The sequence below is a fragment of the Pelomonas margarita genome, from assembly GCF_043555875.1.
GTDB lineage: Bacteria > Pseudomonadota > Gammaproteobacteria > Burkholderiales > Burkholderiaceae_C > Pelomonas > Pelomonas margarita.
In genome coordinates this window covers 13206-31380 of the sequence record NZ_JBIGHW010000014.1, presented here as the reverse complement: position 1 = coordinate 31380, position 18175 = coordinate 13206, and the positions used below count along the sequence as shown (strand labels likewise).

The following is an 18175-nucleotide window of genomic DNA, read 5'->3' as shown; positions in this document are numbered from 1 at the left end:
AAGTACACTGCGTCCATGAGTTTATCGCCCGCTCCCCTGGCAGACGCTGCCACCGCGCAGTCGATGGCCCCCACCGTCGCGTTGGCCATCGCCAGCGCTCTGGCGCTGCTGGGTTATGTGTGGGTGGGGCTGATGCGCGCGCCGGCCGACGATGCGGCGTCCACGCGGCCGCCGCTGCGCTCGGTGCCGCCTATGGCGCTGGCCTGGACGGCACAGTTCGCCGCCCTCTTCATCGACATCAGTGGCTACGGTCTGGCTCAGCCTGGAGCTCGCTTCGGCTTTGCGCCGGCGCTGTCGATGACGGCGTGGCTGGTGCTGACGGTCTATCTGGTTGAAAGCCGTTTCCTGCCGCTGCACAGCGTGCGCCGGGTTCTGGCCTGGCTGGCAGCGGCTGCAGTGCTGCTGGCCTGGGGCTTCCCCGGCGATAGCCGGCCGCAGGCGGCTTCGCCGTGGGCGCCGCTGCACTGGGTGCTGGGCCTGGCGTCCTACGGCTTGTTCGGCGTGGCAGTGCTGCACGCGGCGCTGATGAACCGCGCCGAGGCCCGGCTGCGCCACCAGCGCGCCACGCCTGGCGGGCTGCCCTTGCTGCGGCTGGAGCGGTTGACGTTCAATTTCGTGGCGGCCGGCGTGGGCGTGCTGTCGCTGGCCATCCTGCTGGGCTGGTGGTTCACGCCGCAATGGAAGTGGGATCACAAGACCCTGCTGGCCGTGCTGGGCTGGCTGGTGCTGACGGGCCTACTGGTGGGCCGGCGCATCTACGGCTGGCGCGGCCGGCGCGCGACGCGCTGGCTGTACGCCGGTGCGGCGATGCTGCTGCTGTCCTACGTGGGCTCGCGGTTCGTGCTGGAGGTGCTGCTGCAGCGCGGCGCCAATGGTGGTGGCGCATGAAGTACTTGTTGCTGCTGCTGGTGCTGGCCGTGCTGGCGCTGCTGTGGGGCGCTCGGCGTGGCCGTTCGCGCGAGCCCGAGGCGCGCACGCCGCCGGCGCCGCCTGCCGGGCCCCAGGCCATGCTGCGCTGCGCCGAATGCGGCATGCACCTGCCGGTCGACGAGGCCCTGCCCGGCAAGGGGGGCGCCTTCTGCAGCGCGGCGCACCGGGCCAGCTTTGAAGCCCGCTGAGGCCGTGGCCGGCGGCGGCTGGTTCGTCGAGTCGTTGCCGGCGGATCCGGCCGAGGGCAGTGCGTCGTTCGACCGCCTGTACCGCGCCTTCCTGAGTGCGCGGGCCGCGCTGGGCATGGCGCTGGTGGCGGCGCAGCTGATCTCGTCGGCGCTGTCCACGCCGCCGCCGCGCACGACGCTGGTGCTGTGCGCCGCCTATGCTGCGGCCGCCATCGCGCTGTGGCTGCTGCCGCGGCTGCGCCTGGGCGCCAGCGCTCGCAGCCTGGCGCGCATCAGCAGCCTGCACTGGTGGGCGGCGATCGGGCTGGACATGCTGCTGTTCGGGGCCCTGCATGCGCTGGACCCGGGCGGCGTCAACTACGGCGCGCTGTTTGTCATGCCGGTGCTGATGGCGGCCGTGCTGTGCCCGCGCCGGCTGGCGCTGGCCACTGCCGCGATGGCCACACTCGGGCTGCTGGCGGCGGCGGGCTGGCCCATGCTGATGGATCTGGACGTGGGCGTGAAGACGACGCAGGCCGGCCTGGTGGGCGGCGGGCTGTTCGCCGTCAGCCTGCTCGCCGGTGAGCTGAGTGCACGGCTGGCGCGCGAGGAAAAGGCGGCGCGCGGCAGTCTGGCGCTGGCGCGGCAGCAGGAGTCGCTGAACCGGCTGGTCATCGACGAGATGCAGGAGGGCGTGCTGGTGGTGGACCGCCGTGGCCGAGTGCGCGCGATGAACCCGGCCGCCCGCACGCTGCTCGACGCCGACGGCGGCGAGCTGAGCTGGCAGCTGCGCGGCCGCCCCGACTGGCAGCCGCTGGCGCAGGCGCTGGAGCAGGCGCATGCGGCTGGCCGGGGCGGCGAGCAGGACGTCGCGCTGCCGCTGACCAGCGGCGTCATGCGCAGCCTGCGCCTGCGCCTGCGCTTCACGCGCCAGCGCGAGGGCAGCGAGGAGCTGTGCGTGCTGTTCGTGGAGGACAACCGCGAGCTGCTGGCGCGCTCTCGCCAGGAGAAGCTGGCGGCGATGGGGCGCGTGTCGGCCGGCATCGCGCACGAGATCCGCAACCCGTTGGCTGCCATTGCGCAGGCCAATGCGCTGATTGCCGAGGACGTGGCCGGCCTGCGCGCCGAGCCGCTGACGCGCATGGTGGCGTCCAACGTGCAGCGGCTGAAAAGGCTGGTGGACGACGTGACGGAGCTGGCGCCCGGCGTGCAGCCTGACACGCAGGCGCTGGACCTCAGCGAGCTGGTGCACGAGACCTGCGTGGATTGGGTGGTCGTCAACGGGCTGGAAGCCGGGGAGCAGAGCCGCTTCCAACTGCAGATCGAGGCGCCCGGGCTGGTGGGGCGTTTCGATGCGGAGCATCTGCGCCGCGTGCTCGTCAACCTGCTGGACAACGCGCTGCGCCATGCCGACGACGGCCCGGGCACCATCCGCGTGCTGCTGAGCCGCGAGGGCGACAGCCTGGCCCTGGTGGTGCGCAGCGCCGGCCCGCCGGTGGCGCCGGAGGTGGAGCGGCATCTGTTCGAGCCCTTCTTCTCGACGCGCAGCCGGGGCTCGGGCCTGGGGCTCTACATCTGTCGCGAGCTGTGCGAGCGCCACGGCGCCCGCATCGATTTCCGCCGCGCCAGCGGCGCTGATGCCAACGAGTTCTGCGTGCTTCTGCGCACGCACGCCGCCCCATGAGCACTGCCCAAGCCGCCCGCCTGCTGGTCATCGACGACGAGCCCGACCTGCGCACCCTCTACGAGCTCACCCTGCTGCGCGAGGGCTACGAGGTGGACAGCGCCGGCTCCGTCGCCGAGGCGCTGGCCCACCTGCAGGCGACCACCTACGGCGCCGTCATCACCGACATGAAGCTGCCCGACGGCTCGGGCCTGGCCGTGCTGCGCTGGCTGGAGCAGGCGGGCCGGCTGGAGAAGGCGGTTGTCATCACCGCGTTCGGTTCGGCCGAGAACGCCGTGGAGGCCTTGAAGGCCGGCGCCTTCGACTACCTGACCAAGCCGGTGGACTTGCGCCAGTTCCGCCTGGTGGTGGGCTCGGCGCTGGGGCGCCAGCCTGCGCCCTCGCCGAGCGAGGCGGCGGTGCCGGCCGTGACGTCGGTGGGCCCGGCCTCCGCGCTGCGCCTGATCGGCGAATCGCCGGCCATCCGGGCAGTGCGGGCGCTGATCGACAAGGTCGGGCGCAGCATGGCGCCGGTGCTGGTGCACGGCGAGTCCGGCACGGGCAAGGAGCTGGTCTCGCGCGCCATCCACGACCACGGCGCCCGCGCCGGGCAGCGTTTCGTGGCCGTGAACTGCGGCGCCATTCCTGAGAACTTGCTGGAGGCCGAGTTCTTCGGCTACCGCAAGGGCGCGTTCACTGGCGCCAACGAGGACCGGGAGGGCTTCTTCCAGGCGGCCGACGGTGGCACGCTGTTCCTGGACGAGATCGGCGACCTGCCGCTGGCCATGCAGAGCAAGCTGCTGCGCGTCATCCAGGAGCGCTCGGTGCGGCCGGTGGGCGCCACGGCCGAGAGCCCGGTCAATGTGCGCATCCTCAGCGCCACGCACAAGGACCTGTCCGCCGAGGTGGTGGCCGGCCGCTTCCGGCAGGACTTGTTCTATCGGCTCAACGTCATCCAGATCCGGGTGCCGCCGCTGCGCGAGCGGCTGGAGGACCTGGGCCTCATCAGCAACCGCGTGCTGGCGCGCATCGCGCAAGACGCCGGCGTGTCGCCGACGCCGCGGCTGACGCCCGGCGCGCTGCAGACGCTGTCGCGCTATGCCTTCCCCGGCAATGTGCGCGAGCTGGAGAACCTGCTGCACCGTGCGCTGGCGCTGGCGGGCGGCGAGTGGATCGATGCCGAGGACCTGGGCCTGCCCGAGGCCGTGCTGGACGACGGCGGCAGCGTCTCGCAGTTCGCCGCGCTGGAGACGCCCGTGCAGACGGCGCCGCGCGTGGAAGGCCTGACGCTGCCCGAGCAATTGCCTGCCGACCTGGCGGCCTACCTGGATGAGGTGGAGCGCGCCATCCTGCTGCGGGCGCTGGAGGTGCACCGCTTCAACCGCACGGCGGCGGCGGCCAGCCTGGGGCTGTCGCTGCGCCAGATCCGCTACCGGATGGCGCGGCTGGCCATCTCGGCGGGGGACAACTGAGGCCCCTCGCTCAGCCCCGCTTCGCTGAATGCGGGCGGTCCTGGGCGGTCTTGCACACCGCGCAGCCGACGGCGCGCCGGCCTCGGCCCCCGAGGGGGCGGTGATGCGCGAGGCATGGCGTCGCCCGCACATCGCCTGGCTGGGTCGGCTCGGGAGCGGCCCGCAATTTTTCACTGGCAGCGAGCCCTGGGATTTGCCCTGCTTGAATGTTCGGCGTGGGGGAGGGCCCTCGTGCCAAACCCAGCATTGGCGCGGCTTTGCGGGCCACTTCGGGCCGCAAAGCCAATGCTCATGCGGGCCATCGCGGGCGTGCCCCGATGGGATCGATGCAAAGCGGCCATCGCGCGTTTTTCAATGCCAATTGAAGCCCGGGTTGACACTAGGGATGTGGCCAACCTGCGGCGTCAAGCACTAGATATAGTGTTCTCTCGTGATATCCTGCTGACCCAGTCGACCCCATGACCATCACCTCGGAATCGCTGTCTGCAGTGGCTTGGCCACCGCAACAACCCGCCCGAGGAACCAGCCGGAACGCCGGCCTGGCAATGGACCGGCAGGGCCGAAACACCACCACTCCAGCAACGCGCGATGCGTCGATCCTTCATCGGGTCTGTGCCGCGCTTTTGTCTGTCACTTCTCGATAAAAGGATCTCCTCATGCTGCATGAAGCCGCCTCGGGCCAGGCCGCCCCCGCTGCCACGCTTTCCTCGGGTTCTCCGGGCGCGTTTGGATCCGACGCGCAAACCGCCGGTGCTCCCTCGCTGTCGGGCTACCAGGCCTACCAGATCATTCGCCGCAACGGCGCCGTGGTCTCGTTCGAGCCCAGCAAGATCGCCGTCGCGCTGATGAAGGCCTTCCTGGCCGTGCACGGCACCAGCGGCGCGGCCTCGGCCAGCGTGCGCGAGACGGTCGAGCAACTGACGCAGAACGTCGTGCGCGCGCTGCTGCGTTCGCGCCCGAGCGGCGGCACTTTCCACATTGAGGATGTGCAGGACCAGGTCGAGCTGGGCCTGATGCGCAGCGGCCAGCACGACGTGGCCCGTGCCTACGTGCTGTACCGCGAGCGCCGCGCGCAGGAGCGCGCTGCCCAGGGAGAGGCCGCACGCGCCGCCGAACCGCAGTTCATGGTGATGGACGGTGGCGTGCGCCGCCCGCTGGACCTGCGCGTGCTGAAGTCGCTGATCGCGTCGGCCTGCGAGAACCTCGGCGCCGATGTGAAGCCTGAGCCGGTGCTGGCCGAGACGCAGCGCAACCTGTACGACGGCGTCGCCATTGATGAGGTCTACAAGGCCTCCATCCTGGCCGCCCGCACGCTGATCGAGAAGGACCCCGGCTACAGCCGTGCGACGGCCCGCCTGCTGCTGCACACGATCCGCCGCGAAATCATCGGCGGTGAAGTCACGCAGGCCGAGATGCAGGCCAAGTACGCCGAGTACTTCCCTGGCTACATCAAGAAGGGCATCGCCGCCGAGTTGCTGGACGAGAAGCTGGGCCAGTACGACCTGGCCAAGCTGGGTGCCGCGCTGAAGGCCGACCGTGACCTGCAGTTCGACTACCTCGGCCTGCAGACGCTGTACGACCGCTACTTCCTGCACATCGAGGACACCCGCATCGAGATGCCGCAGGCCTTCTTCATGCGTGTGGCCATGGGCCTGGCGCTGAACGAGGTGGACCGCGAAGCCCGCGCCATCGAGTTCTACGAAGTGCTGTCCAGCTTCGACTTCATGAGCTCCACGCCGACGCTGTTCAACAGCGGCACGCGCCGCTCGCAGCTGTCCAGCTGCTACCTGACGACGGTGGCCGACGATCTGGACGGCATCTACGAAGCCCTGAAGGAGAACGCGCTGCTGAGCAAGTTCGCCGGCGGCCTGGGCAATGACTGGACGCCCGTGCGCGCGCTGGGCTCGCACATCAAGGGCACCAACGGCAAGAGCCAGGGCGTCGTGCCCTTCTTGAAGGTGGTCAACGACACGGCCGTCGCCGTGAACCAGGGCGGCAAGCGCAAGGGTGCTGTCTGCGCCTACCTGGAGTCCTGGCACCTGGACATCGAAGAGTTCCTGGACCTGCGCAAGAACACCGGCGACGACCGCCGCCGTACGCACGACATGAACACGGCGAACTGGATTCCCGACCTGTTCATGAAGCGCGTGATCGAGGGCGGTGACTGGACGCTGTTCAGCCCCTCGACCTGCCCGGACCTGCACGACAAGTTCGGCAAGGCTTTTGAGGAAGCCTACGTCGGCTACGAGAACAAGGTCGATCGTGGCGAGCTGAAGCTGTTCAAGCGCATGCCGGCCAAGGACCTGTGGCGCAAGATGCTGTCGATGCTGTTCGAAACCGGCCACCCCTGGATCACGTTCAAGGATGCCTGCAACGTGCGCAGCCCGCAGCAGCATGTCGGCGTCGTGCATTCCAGCAACCTGTGCACCGAGATCACGCTGAACACCAACGACAGCGAGATTGCCGTCTGCAACCTAGGCTCCGTCAACCTGGCCCATCACATCAAGGATGGCGCCATCGACCAGGTCAAGCTGAAGAAGACGACGCGCACAGCCATGCGCATGCTCGACAACGTCATCGACATCAACTACTACGCCGTCAAGAAGGCCCGTGACTCCAACCTGCGCCACCGCCCGGTGGGCCTGGGCATCATGGGCTTCCAGGACGCGCTGTACCAGCTGCGCACGCCGTATGCGTCCGAAGCCGCCGTTGAGTTCGCCGACCGCTCGATGGAAGCCGTCTGCTATCACGCCTACTGGGCCTCGACCGAGCTGGCCGAGGAGCGTGGCCGCTACTCGTCCTACAAGGGCTCGCTGTGGGATCGCGGCATCCTGCCGATCGACTCGCTGGACCTGCTGGCCGAGGCCCGTGGTGGCTATGTCGACGTCGACCGCTCGGTGAGCATGGACTGGGACGCGCTGCGTGCTCGCATCGCTGCGCACGGCATGCGCAACAGCAACTGCGTCGCCATCGCGCCGACGGCCACCATCTCCAACATCATTGGCGTGGACGCCTCCATCGAGCCTTGCTTCGGCAACCTGTCGGTGAAGTCCAACCTGTCGGGCGAGTTCACCGTCATCAACGAGTCCCTCGTGCGTGATCTGAAGGCGCTGGGCCTGTGGGACGACGTGATGGTCATGGACCTCAAGCACTTCGACGGTTCGCTGCGCCGCATCGACCGCGTGCCCGAGGACATCAAGGCGCTGTACGCGACGGCCTTCGAGGTGGACACCTCGTGGCTCATTGAAGCCGGCGCGCGCCGCCAGAAGTGGATCGACCAGGCGCAGAGCCTGAACATCTACATGGCCGGCGCGTCGGGCAAGAAGCTCGACGAGACCTACAAGCTCGCGTGGCAGCGCGGCCTGAAGACGACCTATTACCTGCGCACCATCAGCGCGACGCAGGCCGAGAAGAGCACGGTCACGCGCTCGGGTCAGCTCAACGCCGTGTCCGCTGGTGCGGCACCGGCGATGGCGCAGCCGGCCGCACCGGTGGCTGCGGTCGAGCCCGAACTGCCGGCGACGGACATGAAGTTCTGCTCGATCGACAACCCCGATTGCGAGGCCTGCCAGTAATTGGCGAAGCAGCGCCAACTTGTATAGACAAGTTGGCGCTGCTGTTTTCGATGCCCTTGCGCAACAAACTTCGCGCGAATGGCGCAAATAGCAGTCGCTGGTTCTTGTTGAACTGCGCTAGCACTGCAGATAATTCGAAGTGATAGGAAGCACACCATGCTGGATTGGGACGAAGACCTGAAGTCCACTGATACCCACGCCGCGAAGCCCCTCGCGGCCACGCCGTCGGCGGCGCTGTCCGCGACAGCCACGCACGCAGCAACCAGCGCCTCGATGCCTTCCCCGCAGCTGTCCGGTGAGGCCACGACGGCCCGTCGTGTGAAGGCTGCTGACAAGCGCATCATCAACGGCCAGACCGACGTCAACCAGCTGGTGCCCTTCAAGTACAAGTGGGCCTGGGAGAAGTACCTCGCCACCTGCGCCAACCACTGGATGCCGCAGGAAGTGAACATGAGCCGCGACATCGCGCTCTGGAAGGACCCCAACGGCCTGACTGAAGACGAGCGCCGCATCATCAAGCGCAACCTCGGCTTCTTCGTTACCGCCGACTCGCTGGCCGCCAACAACATCGTGCTGGGCACTTACCGCCACATCACGGCGCCCGAGTGCCGCCAGTTCCTGCTGCGCCAGGCCTTTGAAGAGGCCATCCACACCCACGCGTATCAATACATCGTTGAGAGCCTGGGCCTGGATGAGAGCGAGATCTTCAACGCCTACAACGAAGTCCAGTCCATCCGCGACAAGGACGAGTTCCTGATCCCTTTCATCGAGGCGATCATGAAGCCGGAGTTCGTGACCGGCACGACCGAGGCGGACCAGACGCTGCTGAAGTCGCTGATCGTTTTTGCCTGCCTGATGGAAGGCCTGTTCTTCTACGTCGGCTTCACGCAGATCCTGGCGATGGGTCGGCAGAACAAGATGACCGGCGCCGCCGAGCAGTACCAGTACATCCTGCGCGACGAGTCCATGCACTGCAACTTCGGCATCGACCTTATCAACCAGATCAAGCTCGAGAACCCGCAGCTGTGGACGGCGGAGTTCAAGGCCGAGATCAAGGCGCTGTTCCTCAAGGCCGTCGAGCTGGAATACCGCTACGCCGAGGACACCATGCCGCGCGGCGTGCTGGGCCTGAACGCGTCGATGTTCAAGGGCTATCTGCGCTTCATCGCGAACCGCCGTGCGGTGCAGATCGGTCTGGACCCGCTGTTCCCGAACGAAGAGAACCCCTTCCCCTGGATGAGCGAGATGATCGACTTGAAGAAGGAACGCAACTTCTTCGAGACCCGTGTCATCGAGTACCAATCGGGCGGGGCCCTGAGCTGGGATTGAACCCCAGCCACCACCCGATCAAGACCTGGCCAATGCAGTCACCGAGCGAAACCCGCATCAACACCCTCGAGGTGGCGGGGCTGCATGGCAATCCCATTCACCGTACCGAGGCGTTCCTCCTGAGCGACTCTCGGACGGTGAATAGCCGTATCTGCGCGGACCGGTCCGCACAGGGCGGTGACTTTTCCACTTGATCAAGGAGAAAACCATGGCAACTGCAAAGAAGGCCGCTCCGGCCAAGAAGGCCGCCGCTCCGGCGAAGAAGGCCGCCGCTCCGGCAAAGAAGGCCGCCGCTCCGGCGAAGAAGGCCGCTGCTCCGGCAAAGAAGGCCGCTGCTCCGGCAAAGAAGGCCGCTGCTCCGGCAAAGAAGGCCGCTGCTCCGGCGAAGAAGGCTGCTGCTCCGGCGAAGAAGGCTGCTGCTCCGGCGAAGAAGGCTGCTGCTCCGGCGAAGAAGGCTGCTGCTCCGGCGAAGAAGGCTGCTGCTCCGGCGAAGAAGGCTGCTGCTCCGGCAAAGAAGGCTGCTGCTCCGGCGAAGAAGGCTGCTGCTCCGGCGAAGAAGGCTGCCGCTCCGGCAAAGAAGGCTGCTGCTCCGGCGAAGAAGGCCGCTGCTCCGGCGAAGAAGGCTGCCGCTCCGGCCAAGAAGGCCGCTGCGACGCCCGCCAAGAAGGCCGCCGCTGCCAAGCCGGCTGCGAAGCCTGCTGCCAAGAAGGCCGCTGCTGCCCCGAAGAAGGCCGCCGCCAAGCCTGCCCCGGCTGCCAAGCCTGCTGCTGCTGCTCCCGCCCCTGCCGCCAAGACGGCCTTGAGCCCGCAAGCTGCCTGGCCCTTCCCTACCGGCAACAAGCCCTAAGCGTTTGTCTGGACGGGCCCTGCGGCCCGTTGTCTGACGCGCAAAACCCGGCACGCGCAAGCGATGCCGGGTTTTTTTGCGCCCTTGCCGAGGCTAGGGCGGGCTGGTTGATGGCCGTGTGTGGCTAGCTGGGTCGCCGCGGCGGTCCAGTCGTCAGGGGTAGAACGCGACGACGCTGTAGCCGCTGACGCGCTGACTGCCAGTGCTGAAGCTAAAGGACAGCGCCTGCTCCGAGTCGGCGCTCACCCGCTGCAACGGCGGTTGCAGGGCCTCGGGGGCGATGACCCGGCGTGCGAGCGGCGCACCGCTGGCATCGGTGAGGCTCAGCTCCAGCGAGGGCGGTGCCACGTCGACCGCCGTCTTGTTGCGCAGTGTCAGATTGAGCTTGTAGCCGGCACTGCCCAGCGGGTTCAGCGACGTCGAGTCGATGCTGAGGGCCTCGATGCGCTGCCAGGCCTGAACCTCGCAGCCCGTCATGCTGCACAGGCCCTGCAGCCCGGCACGCAGCGGCGGATGCAGCGCGGCCAGCGCATGGCGGAAATGCACGGCGATCTGCAGCAGCAGCAGCAGCGTGAGCATCAGGCTGACGGCGACCAGGGCCAGACGCACCCCAGGACGGTTCCACCGCGCGGCGGTCTCGGCCCGGCGCATGAACTCGGGCACGGGTGCTGGCGCGGCCACCGGTGTGTCGGGCATGGGCTCCGACGCCAGCAGCGCCGGCTCTGGTGCCGATGCCGGTTGGCTGGCCTCGGGCGGCAGGTCGCGGGGCTCATCCTCCCAGCGAGGCTCCTGGCGGAGATCGTCGGCCGGCGGCCATCCCGTGGGCAGCGGATCGATGCGCGGCTCGGGCTCGGGCTCGGGCGGCGGCATCCAGCTGGGCTCTGGCGCCGGCGGTTGCTGCACTGGCGGTGGCGGGGGCAAGGGAGCCGGCATCGCCGGTGCAGGTGGCGGCACGAAGGCGGCGGGCCAGGGCGGCGGCGTTTCCTGCTCGATGTCGAACAGCAACTCGCGCGCGTCGAAGATCTCGGCGCAGCGGCCGCAGCGCACCCAGCCGTCAGAGACGCGCAACTGGTCTTCGACGATCCGGAAGATCGTGCCGCAGGCAGTGCAGCGCGTGGCCAGACTCATTGCTGGGCAGGCCTGTGCGCGGTCATCAGGATCCAGCCGTCCTCTTCGTCACTGACGTCCAGTGCCAGCCAGGGCGCGTAGGCGGCTTTGAGCTCATCGGCCTGGCGGGACAGGATGCCGGCCAGGATGAGGTGGCCACCCGGTGCCACATGGGCGCACAGCAGCGGGGCCAGCAACTTCAGCGGTGTGGCCAGGATGTTGGCGATGACCAGCGGGTACTCGCCCGAGGCCAGTTCCGGCAGGCCCACGTTCAGCGTCACGCCGTTGGCGGTGGCGTTGTCGCGCGACGACGTGACGGCAGCGGGGTCTATGTCCACCGCGTCAATCACCTGCGAGCCATGCAGGGCTGCGCCGATGGCCAGGATGCCCGAGCCGCAGCCGTAGTCCAGCACGCGCGGCCAGGCCTGGCCGCGCGTCGCGATCCAGCGCAGGCACATGCGCGTGGTGGGATGGGTGCCGGTGCCAAAGGCCAGGCCGGGATCCAGGCGCATGACACGCTTGGCCTGCGGCGGGGCCTCGTGCCAGCTCGGCACGATCCAGAACTCGGACGTGATCTCGACGGGGGCGAACTGGCTTTGCGTCAGCCGCACCCAATCCTGCTCGGGCACGGCCTGGATGGCCTGCACGTGCACGTCGGCAGCCCAGTCCTGGGCCAACAGCAGCGTGGCAGCCTCGGTGGCCTCGGACTCGGCAGGGAAGAGGGCCTTCACCACCGAGCGTTCCCAGCCCGCCTTGGGAGCGGGCATGCCGGGCTCGCCGAAGAGGGCGCGCTCGGACTCGGTGTCGGCGTCCGCGTCCTCGACGGAGACCGCGAGGGCGTCGATCTCCATCAGGGCATCGCTGACGATCTCGACGTCGGCCTCGCGGCAGACCAGGGCTAGTTCAAACAGATGGCTCATGCGGCGTATTGTCCCGTGACAAGACGCCGGTTCAGCGCTTGTGGGCCGCCATCCAGCCTTCGAGGTAATGGATGGACGTGCCGCCCTCGATGAACTTGGCGTCCGCCATCAGCTCGCGGTGCAGCGGGATGTTGGTCTGGATGCCTTCCACGACCGTTTCGCTGAGCGCGATGCGCATGCGTGCCAGGGCCTGCTCGCGCGTGTCGCCGTGGACGATGATCTTGCCGATCATGGAGTCGTAGTTGGGCGGCACGAAGTAGTTCGTGTACGCATGCGAGTCCACCCGCACGCCGGGGCCGCCAGGGGCGTGCCACATCGTGATGCGGCCGGGCGAGGGCACGAACTTGACCGGATCTTCCGCGTTGATGCGGCACTCGATGGCGTGGCCGCGCATCTCGATCTGGCGCTGCGTGAAGGGAAGCTTCTCGCCGGCCGCGATCTTGATCTGCTGCTGCACGATGTCGATGCCGGTGACCAGCTCCGTCACCGGATGCTCCACCTGCACGCGGGTGTTCATCTCGATGAAGTAGAACTCGCCGTTTTCATACAGGAACTCGAAGGTGCCGGCGCCGCGGTAGCCCATCTTCTTGCAGGCTGCGGCACAGCGGTCACCCACCTTCTCGATGATGCGGCGCGGGATGCCAGGAGCCGGCGCTTCCTCGATGATCTTCTGGTGGCGGCGCTGCATGGAGCAGTCGCGCTCGCCCAGCCACACGGCGTTCTTGTGCGTGTCGGCCAGCACCTGGATCTCCACATGGCGTGGGTTCTCCAGGAACTTCTCCATGTAGACCTCGGGGTTGCCGAAGGCCGCACCGGCCTCAGCGCGCGTGGTCTGCACGGCGTGCACCAGGGCGGCTTCGGTGTGGACGACGCGCATGCCGCGACCGCCGCCGCCGCCGGCCGCCTTGATGATGACCGGGTAGCCCACCGAGCGGGCGATCTTGATGATTTCCTTCGGGTCCTCCGGCAGCGCGCCTTCGGAGCCGGGCACGCAGGGAACGCCGGCGCGGATCATGGCCTGCTTGGCCGAGACCTTGTCGCCCATCAGGCGGATGGAGTCGGCGGTCGGGCCGATGAAGGTGAAGCCGCTGCGCTCGACGCGCTCGGCGAAGTCGGCGTTCTCGCTCAGGAAGCCGTAGCCGGGGTGGATGGCCTCGGCGTCGGTCACCTCGGCCGTCGCGATGATGGCCGGCATGCTGAGGTAGCTCTGCGCCGAGGGCGCGGGGCCGATGCAGACGGCCTCGTCGGCCAGACGCACGTACTTGGCTTCGCGGTCGGCCTCGGAATAGACGACGACGGACTTGATGCCGAGTTCACGGCAGGCACGCTGAATGCGCAGGGCGATTTCCCCGCGATTCGCGATCAGAACTTTTTTAAACATGGCAGTTGCCCAGCGCACGGGGCGCATCGAAGCAAAGGGCCCTATCCAGCGGCTGAGGTGGCACTGGCGTTGCCAGGCCACCGACAGTGCGCCCGAACACGGGGCGCCAAGGCCGGTAGGGAGCGGGCTTCATTTATTCGATGATGAACAGCGGCTGGCCGAACTCGACCGCCTGGCCGTTCTCGCAAAAGACCTTGGTGATCGTGCCGGACTTGTCGGCCTCGATCTCGTTCATGATCTTCATCGCCTCGATGATGCAGATGGCTTCGCCTTCCTTGACCGTCTGGCCCACGTCGGCGAACGGCTTCGCGTTCGGGCTGGAGGCGCGGTAGAAGGTGCCCACCATGGGCGACTTGACGACGTGACCGGTCTCGACCGGCGCAGCGGCAGCGGCCGGGGCGGCAGCCACCGGCGCGGCCACGGGTGCGCCGGCCGTGACGACCGGTGCGGCGGGCGCAGCGGCATAGACCGGCTGCATGGCCACGGCGGCTGCGGGGTCGGTCTTGACGATGCGGACCTTGCCGTCGGCCTCGGTGATTTCCAGTTCGGAGATGTTCGATTCCGAGACCAGGTCGATCAGGGTTTTGAGCTTGCGCAGGTCCATCATGGCTCCAGGCGATGTTGTTGTTGTGGCGTAGGAAAAGGAGAACCGGTGCCGGAGATCAGGCGCCGGTGGCTCCCAACGATTCGAGGGCGTGGCGCACGGCCAGGCGGTAGCCGTTGGCACCCAGGCCGCAGATGACGCCGACCGCCAGATCACTCAGGTAGCTGTGATGGCGGAAGGGCTCGCGGCGGTGGATGTTGGACAGGTGGACTTCAATGAACGGCAGCGCCACGCCTGCCAGCGCATCGCGGATGGCGACGCTGGTGTGCGTGTAGGCGGCCGGGTTGATCACGATGAAGCGCGTGCCGTCGCTGCGCGCGGCCTGGATGCGGTCCACCAGCGCACCTTCGTGGTTGCTCTGGAAGCTCGTCAGGCTGGCGCCGGCATTGGCCGCGATCGCGCTCAGTTCAGCGTCGATCTGGGCGAGGGTCTGCGAGCCGTAGACCTCGGGCTCGCGGGTGCCGAGCAGGTTGAGGTTGGGCCCATGCAGGACAAGAATTTGCATCAAACACGTGGCGCCGGACCGGACCCAAAGGTCTAGAGAGTCGCCACTAAATTGAGGAAGGGCGCACTTTACGCGTTTTGGCGCCGATTTCCGCGGGGGATAGGGGTTTTTCTCAAGTTGAGGCCAGTGCCCGCAGTTCCTGCAGGTGCGTGACGCCCAGGCGCCGCCAGCTGATCTCGCCGCGCTCGTCGAAGACCAGCGAGAAGGGCAGGCCGCCGGCCGCGTTGCCCAGTTCACGCACCAGCGACAGGCCCTGGGCGCCGGCCAGCGCGATGGGGAAGTCCAGCGGCGTCTTCTTCAGAAAGGCCTTGACCGGCTCCGCCTGATCGATGGCCAGGCCCAGCACCTGCCAGCCCTTGCCCCTGGCTTCGCCGTAGAACTGATTGATCTCAGGCAGCTCCTTGACGCACGGCGGGCACCAGGTGGCCCAGAAGTTGACGAGCAGCGGCTGACCGCGCCAGCGAGCGACATCCAGCTCCACGCCGTCCAAGCCCGCGAAGCGGCGCGCCCAGAAGGCCTCGGCGACCGCTGAGGGGGGCGGCTTGCTGCCCTGGCGCCAGGCATAGGTGGCACCCAGCGCGGCGGCGCCCAGGCCGGCGCCGGCCAGCAGGAGTCGGCGTGAGAGGGGAGTCATTCTTAGTCGGTGTCCAGCAGGGTTTGCAGGGCGGCCAGGTCGCCGCGCTCGGTCAGGCCGCGCGCGTCAGGCTTGAGGGCGCCCCGCAAATCGTCAAAGTCCAGGATGGTCAGGCAGATCGTGACACGTTCCTGCAGGGCGGGGCAGGGCGCGTCCAGCACGAGCATGTCCACCGTGCGGCCTTTGCTGCCGCGCGTCTCGGCGACGTCGAAGTCCACGCCGCGGTCCAGCAGCGCGATCTCGGCGGCCTTGCTGTCGTCGCAGTACAGCTGCAGGTGCAGGTTGGACAGCCGGGTCGCCGTGCCGCGCCAGACGGCGCCGGTGAGGTGCGGGCGGAAGTCAGCCAGCCGCGCCATCCACACGGCGGCCAGCTCGCGCAGCGCGCGCAGCTCGGCCGGTTGGGTATCGGCGTGGAAGATGGTGATGTGCTCGCGCACGGCGTCCTCGACCTCGTCGTTGCCGGGCAGCGCGCCGCGCGGCATGCCCAGATCACGTGCCGCGCGCTGCTTGGCCGGGCCCCAGTCCATGCCTTCGTCGACGATGAGGCGGGCTGCGGCGGCGGCGATTTCGGCGGTCAGGTCGTTGGTCATGGCGCGGTCAGGGGAGTTGGGCGCTGTTCATGCGGCCCATGATGAGCGCGGCGCGGCCCATCACATAGGGCGAGCCCGGCTGGCGCTCAAAGCGCTTGGGCGCCGGCAGCATGACGGCCAGCCGCGCGGCCTCGAAGGCGCCCAGCCGTGACACGTCGGTGCGGAAGTAGTGCCGGGCCGCCGCCTGCGCGCCGAACAGGCCCTCGCCCCATTCGACGCTGTTCAGGTAGATCTCCAGGATGCGCTGCTTGCTGAGAAGGGTTTCCAGCATCAGCGTCAGCGCCAATTCCTGACCCTTGCGCAGCAGCGTGCGTTCGCTGGACAGGAACAGGTTCTTGGCCAGCTGCTGCGTGATGGTGGAGCCACCGATGACCTTGGCCACGCCGCGCCCGCGCGCCTCGACGCGCGCCTGCGCCTTCTCGTTCTTCTTCCAGGCGCCCTGCAGCGCCTCCCAGTCCACGCCGCCGTGCGCGGCGAAGCCGTCATCCTCGCTGGCGATGACGGCGCGCTTGAGCGTGCGCGGCAGGCGCTCGTCATCGACCCAGGCCTGCGCCCAGGCCACCTGCTGCTTGTCCTTCAGCAGCCGCAGCGCCTCGCTGCGCTGGAAGCTGGTGGACTGTGGCGCCAGCACATTCATCAGCGCGATGCGCCCGGCAAACCACAGCTGCAGGCACAGCACGGCCAGCGCCAGCACGGCCAGCAGCCGCAAGGCATGACGCTTCATAGCGTGGCCCGCAGCGCCTTCAGCACCGGTGCGGTGTCGGGGCGCACGCCGCGCCAGAAGAAGAAGGCCTCGGCAGCCTGTTCCACCAGCATGCCCAGGCCGTCGCGCGGCTCGGCGCCGTGGCTGGCTGCCCAGTCCAGGAAGGCTTGCGCCTTGGGGCCATACATCATGTCCAGCGCCAGGGCACCGGGCTTGAGCACGTGGGCGCCGACCGGCGCGGCGGCACCGGACAGGCTGGTGCTGGTGGCGTTGATGACGATGTCCTGCGCGGCGGGCGCCTCGGCCAGCGTGGCAGCGGTGAGCGGCACGCCGAGGTGGGCATGGCTGGCCACCAGCGCCTGCGCCTTGTCCAGCGTACGGTTGACGACGGTGATGCGTGCCGGGCCGGCCGCGATCAGCGCACCCAGGGCGCCGGCGCTCGCGCCGCCGGCACCTACCAGCAGCACCTGCAGGCCGGCCAGCGGGCGGCCGGTGTTCTTCTGGATGTCGTTGACGAGGCCGGCACCGTCGGTGTTGTCGCCGGTCCAGCCGTCTGCGTCGAAGCGCAGCGTGTTGACGGCGCCGCCCAGCTGCGCGCGCTCGGTGCGGTGGCTGCACAGCTCGAAGGCGTCGAACTTGAACGGCACGGTGATGTTGCAGCCCTTGGCGCCGGCGGCTGCGAAGGCGCGCAGGCAGGTCTCGAAGCCGTCCAGCGGTGCCAGCAGGCGCTCGTAGCGCAGCACCTGGCCGGTCTGCTCGGCGAACAGGGCGTGGATGGTCGGCGAGCGGCTGTGTTCCACCGGGTTGCCGACAACGGCGTATCGATCGGTCATGGGAGGCTTTCTTGGAAGCTGCGCGGCCGGCCTGGCGTGGCGGCCATGTGTGGTTCAGGGGTCAGGGCTGTCCGGCCAGCGAGGTTTCCAGCTCTTCATCACGCGTGAACTTGAAGCGGGACGTGATCACCAGCACCTCGGCGCCCTTGAGCATCTCCTTGGTGAAGACGCCAAACGGCGACGCTGCCTGCACGATGGCGACGGCGCGCTTGTCCAGCGTCGCATTGCCGCTGGGCGAGACGATCTCGGTCTCGATGACGCGGCCCTTGTGGTCCACGTGGATGTTCATGATGAGCTCGCCGTAGAGCTTCTTGCCGCGGTACTCGGGAAAGTCGCGCGTGCCGCGCTCCTCGATGCGGCGGCGCAGGCCGTCGTAGTACTGGGCGTAGACGACCTCGCGCGCCGCCGGGCTCACGTAGCGCTTGCGCGGCCGGGCGCTTTCCATGTTGACGCGCTTCTCGATCTCGGCGAGCAGGTCCACCAGCTGGCGGCGCTTCTCGGCCTGGGCGCGCTCGCGGGCGTCGGTCTTCTCGCGGCGCGGGTCGGGTGGTGGCAGCAGCGCCAGCTCGCGGCGCACTTGGGCCAGCAACTGCTGCTGCTGTTGCTGCAGCTGGGCGATCTGCGAGCTCTGGGCCTCGGCGGCGTCGCCCTCCTCGCTGTGCCGGGCGGGCGGCAGCGGCGAGGTGGCACGGCCTTGCTCGGCGTTGCCGCCGCCGGCCAGGTTGGCCTGGGCCAGCACGGCCGCCTTGGTGGGCAGCTCATTGGAGCGGGTGTTGACCAGCACCACTTCCAGCGGGGTGTCCTTGAACACGCGGTTGAAGGACTCTGGCGACCCCATGCGCCAGCCCAGCAGAACGCCATGCACGCCCAGCGAGCAGGCAAGGGCGATTTGCAGGGTGCTGAGGCGGCGCATCG

General features: G+C 68.5%; 17 protein-coding genes. 7 read left to right on the top strand and 10 right to left on the bottom strand.

From position 1 onward, the window contains the following. Nucleotides 1–15 precede the first annotated feature (15 nt). The 7 genes from ACG0Z3_RS19895 to ACG0Z3_RS19865 all read left to right on the top strand — a co-directional run bounded on the left by ACG0Z3_RS19895 (nt 16) and on the right by ACG0Z3_RS19865 (nt 9983). Nucleotides 16–888 (top strand): cytochrome C assembly family protein, encoded by an 873-nt coding sequence (locus ACG0Z3_RS19895; RefSeq protein ID WP_394400823.1) that lies wholly within the window; start codon nt 16–18, stop codon nt 886–888. Next, a complete protein-coding gene (locus tag ACG0Z3_RS19890; RefSeq protein WP_394400820.1) occupies nt 885–1118 on the top strand; it encodes a PP0621 family protein in 234 nt (77 codons plus the stop codon). The genes ACG0Z3_RS19895 and ACG0Z3_RS19890 overlap by 4 nt, the downstream gene beginning before the upstream one ends. Continuing rightward, entirely contained in the window at nt 1105–2781 is a 1677-nt protein-coding gene (locus ACG0Z3_RS19885) for a sensor histidine kinase (RefSeq protein WP_394400817.1), read from the top strand. Before ACG0Z3_RS19890 ends, ACG0Z3_RS19885 begins: the two co-directional genes overlap by 14 nt. Next, nucleotides 2778–4232, top strand: a complete 1455-nt coding sequence (locus ACG0Z3_RS19880) for a sigma-54-dependent transcriptional regulator (RefSeq protein WP_394400815.1) — start codon at nt 2778–2780, stop codon at nt 4230–4232. Before ACG0Z3_RS19885 ends, ACG0Z3_RS19880 begins: the two co-directional genes overlap by 4 nt. Before the next feature lie 656 nt (nt 4233–4888). Then, the gene (locus ACG0Z3_RS19875; RefSeq protein WP_394400812.1) at nt 4889–7807 is read left to right on the top strand and encodes a ribonucleoside-diphosphate reductase subunit alpha; all 2919 of its coding nucleotides are present in this window, start codon (nt 4889–4891) and stop codon (nt 7805–7807) included. Between the two features lie 156 nt (nt 7808–7963). After that, nucleotides 7964–9136 (top strand): ribonucleotide-diphosphate reductase subunit beta, encoded by a 1173-nt coding sequence (locus ACG0Z3_RS19870; RefSeq protein WP_394400810.1) that lies wholly within the window; start codon nt 7964–7966, stop codon nt 9134–9136. Between the two features lie 208 nt (nt 9137–9344). After that, nucleotides 9345–9983 (top strand): histone, encoded by a 639-nt coding sequence (locus ACG0Z3_RS19865; RefSeq protein WP_394400807.1) that lies wholly within the window; start codon nt 9345–9347, stop codon nt 9981–9983. A 153-nt stretch (nt 9984–10136) separates the two neighbouring features. On the opposite strand, the gene ACG0Z3_RS19860 is transcribed toward ACG0Z3_RS19865, so the two are convergent. The 10 genes from ACG0Z3_RS19860 to ACG0Z3_RS19815 form a co-directional block, all read right to left on the bottom strand. Then, nucleotides 10137–11111 (bottom strand): zinc-ribbon and DUF3426 domain-containing protein, encoded by a 975-nt coding sequence (locus ACG0Z3_RS19860; protein ID WP_394400804.1) that lies wholly within the window; start codon nt 11109–11111, stop codon nt 10137–10139. Beyond that, nucleotides 11108–12001, bottom strand: coding sequence for a 50S ribosomal protein L11 methyltransferase (gene prmA, locus ACG0Z3_RS19855; RefSeq protein WP_394400962.1), 894 nt, complete (start codon nt 11999–12001; stop codon nt 11108–11110). The genes ACG0Z3_RS19860 and prmA overlap by 4 nt, the downstream gene beginning before the upstream one ends. Nucleotides 12002–12041: 40 nt before the next feature. After that, a complete protein-coding gene (accC, locus tag ACG0Z3_RS19850) occupies nt 12042–13391 on the bottom strand; it encodes an acetyl-CoA carboxylase biotin carboxylase subunit (RefSeq protein ID WP_394400801.1) in 1350 nt (449 codons plus the stop codon). Nucleotides 13392–13524: 133 nt separating this feature from the next. Continuing rightward, a complete protein-coding gene (gene accB / locus ACG0Z3_RS19845) occupies nt 13525–13995 on the bottom strand; it encodes an acetyl-CoA carboxylase biotin carboxyl carrier protein (RefSeq protein ID WP_394400959.1) in 471 nt (156 codons plus the stop codon). A 58-nt stretch (nt 13996–14053) separates the two neighbouring features. Beyond that, nucleotides 14054–14503, bottom strand: coding sequence for a type II 3-dehydroquinate dehydratase (gene aroQ, locus ACG0Z3_RS19840; RefSeq protein WP_394400799.1), 450 nt, complete (start codon nt 14501–14503; stop codon nt 14054–14056). Between the two features lie 109 nt (nt 14504–14612). Continuing rightward, nucleotides 14613–15134: a TlpA family protein disulfide reductase gene (locus tag ACG0Z3_RS19835; RefSeq protein ID WP_394400796.1), complete on the bottom strand. Its 522-nt coding sequence runs from the start codon at nt 15132–15134 to the stop codon at nt 14613–14615. A gap of 2 nt (nt 15135–15136) precedes the next feature. Then, nucleotides 15137–15724 (bottom strand): hypothetical protein, encoded by a 588-nt coding sequence (locus ACG0Z3_RS19830; RefSeq protein WP_394400793.1) that lies wholly within the window; start codon nt 15722–15724, stop codon nt 15137–15139. Nucleotides 15725–15731: 7 nt separating this feature from the next. Then, nucleotides 15732–16448: a monofunctional biosynthetic peptidoglycan transglycosylase gene (gene mtgA / locus ACG0Z3_RS19825; RefSeq protein ID WP_394400790.1), complete on the bottom strand. Its 717-nt coding sequence runs from the start codon at nt 16446–16448 to the stop codon at nt 15732–15734. Continuing rightward, nucleotides 16445–17260 (bottom strand): shikimate dehydrogenase, encoded by an 816-nt coding sequence (aroE, locus tag ACG0Z3_RS19820; RefSeq protein ID WP_394400788.1) that lies wholly within the window; start codon nt 17258–17260, stop codon nt 16445–16447. Before aroE ends, mtgA begins: the two co-directional genes overlap by 4 nt. A 61-nt stretch (nt 17261–17321) precedes the next feature. Then, a complete protein-coding gene (locus ACG0Z3_RS19815) occupies nt 17322–18173 on the bottom strand; it encodes an energy transducer TonB (protein WP_394400786.1) in 852 nt (283 codons plus the stop codon). Nucleotides 18174–18175: the final 2 nt, after the last annotated feature.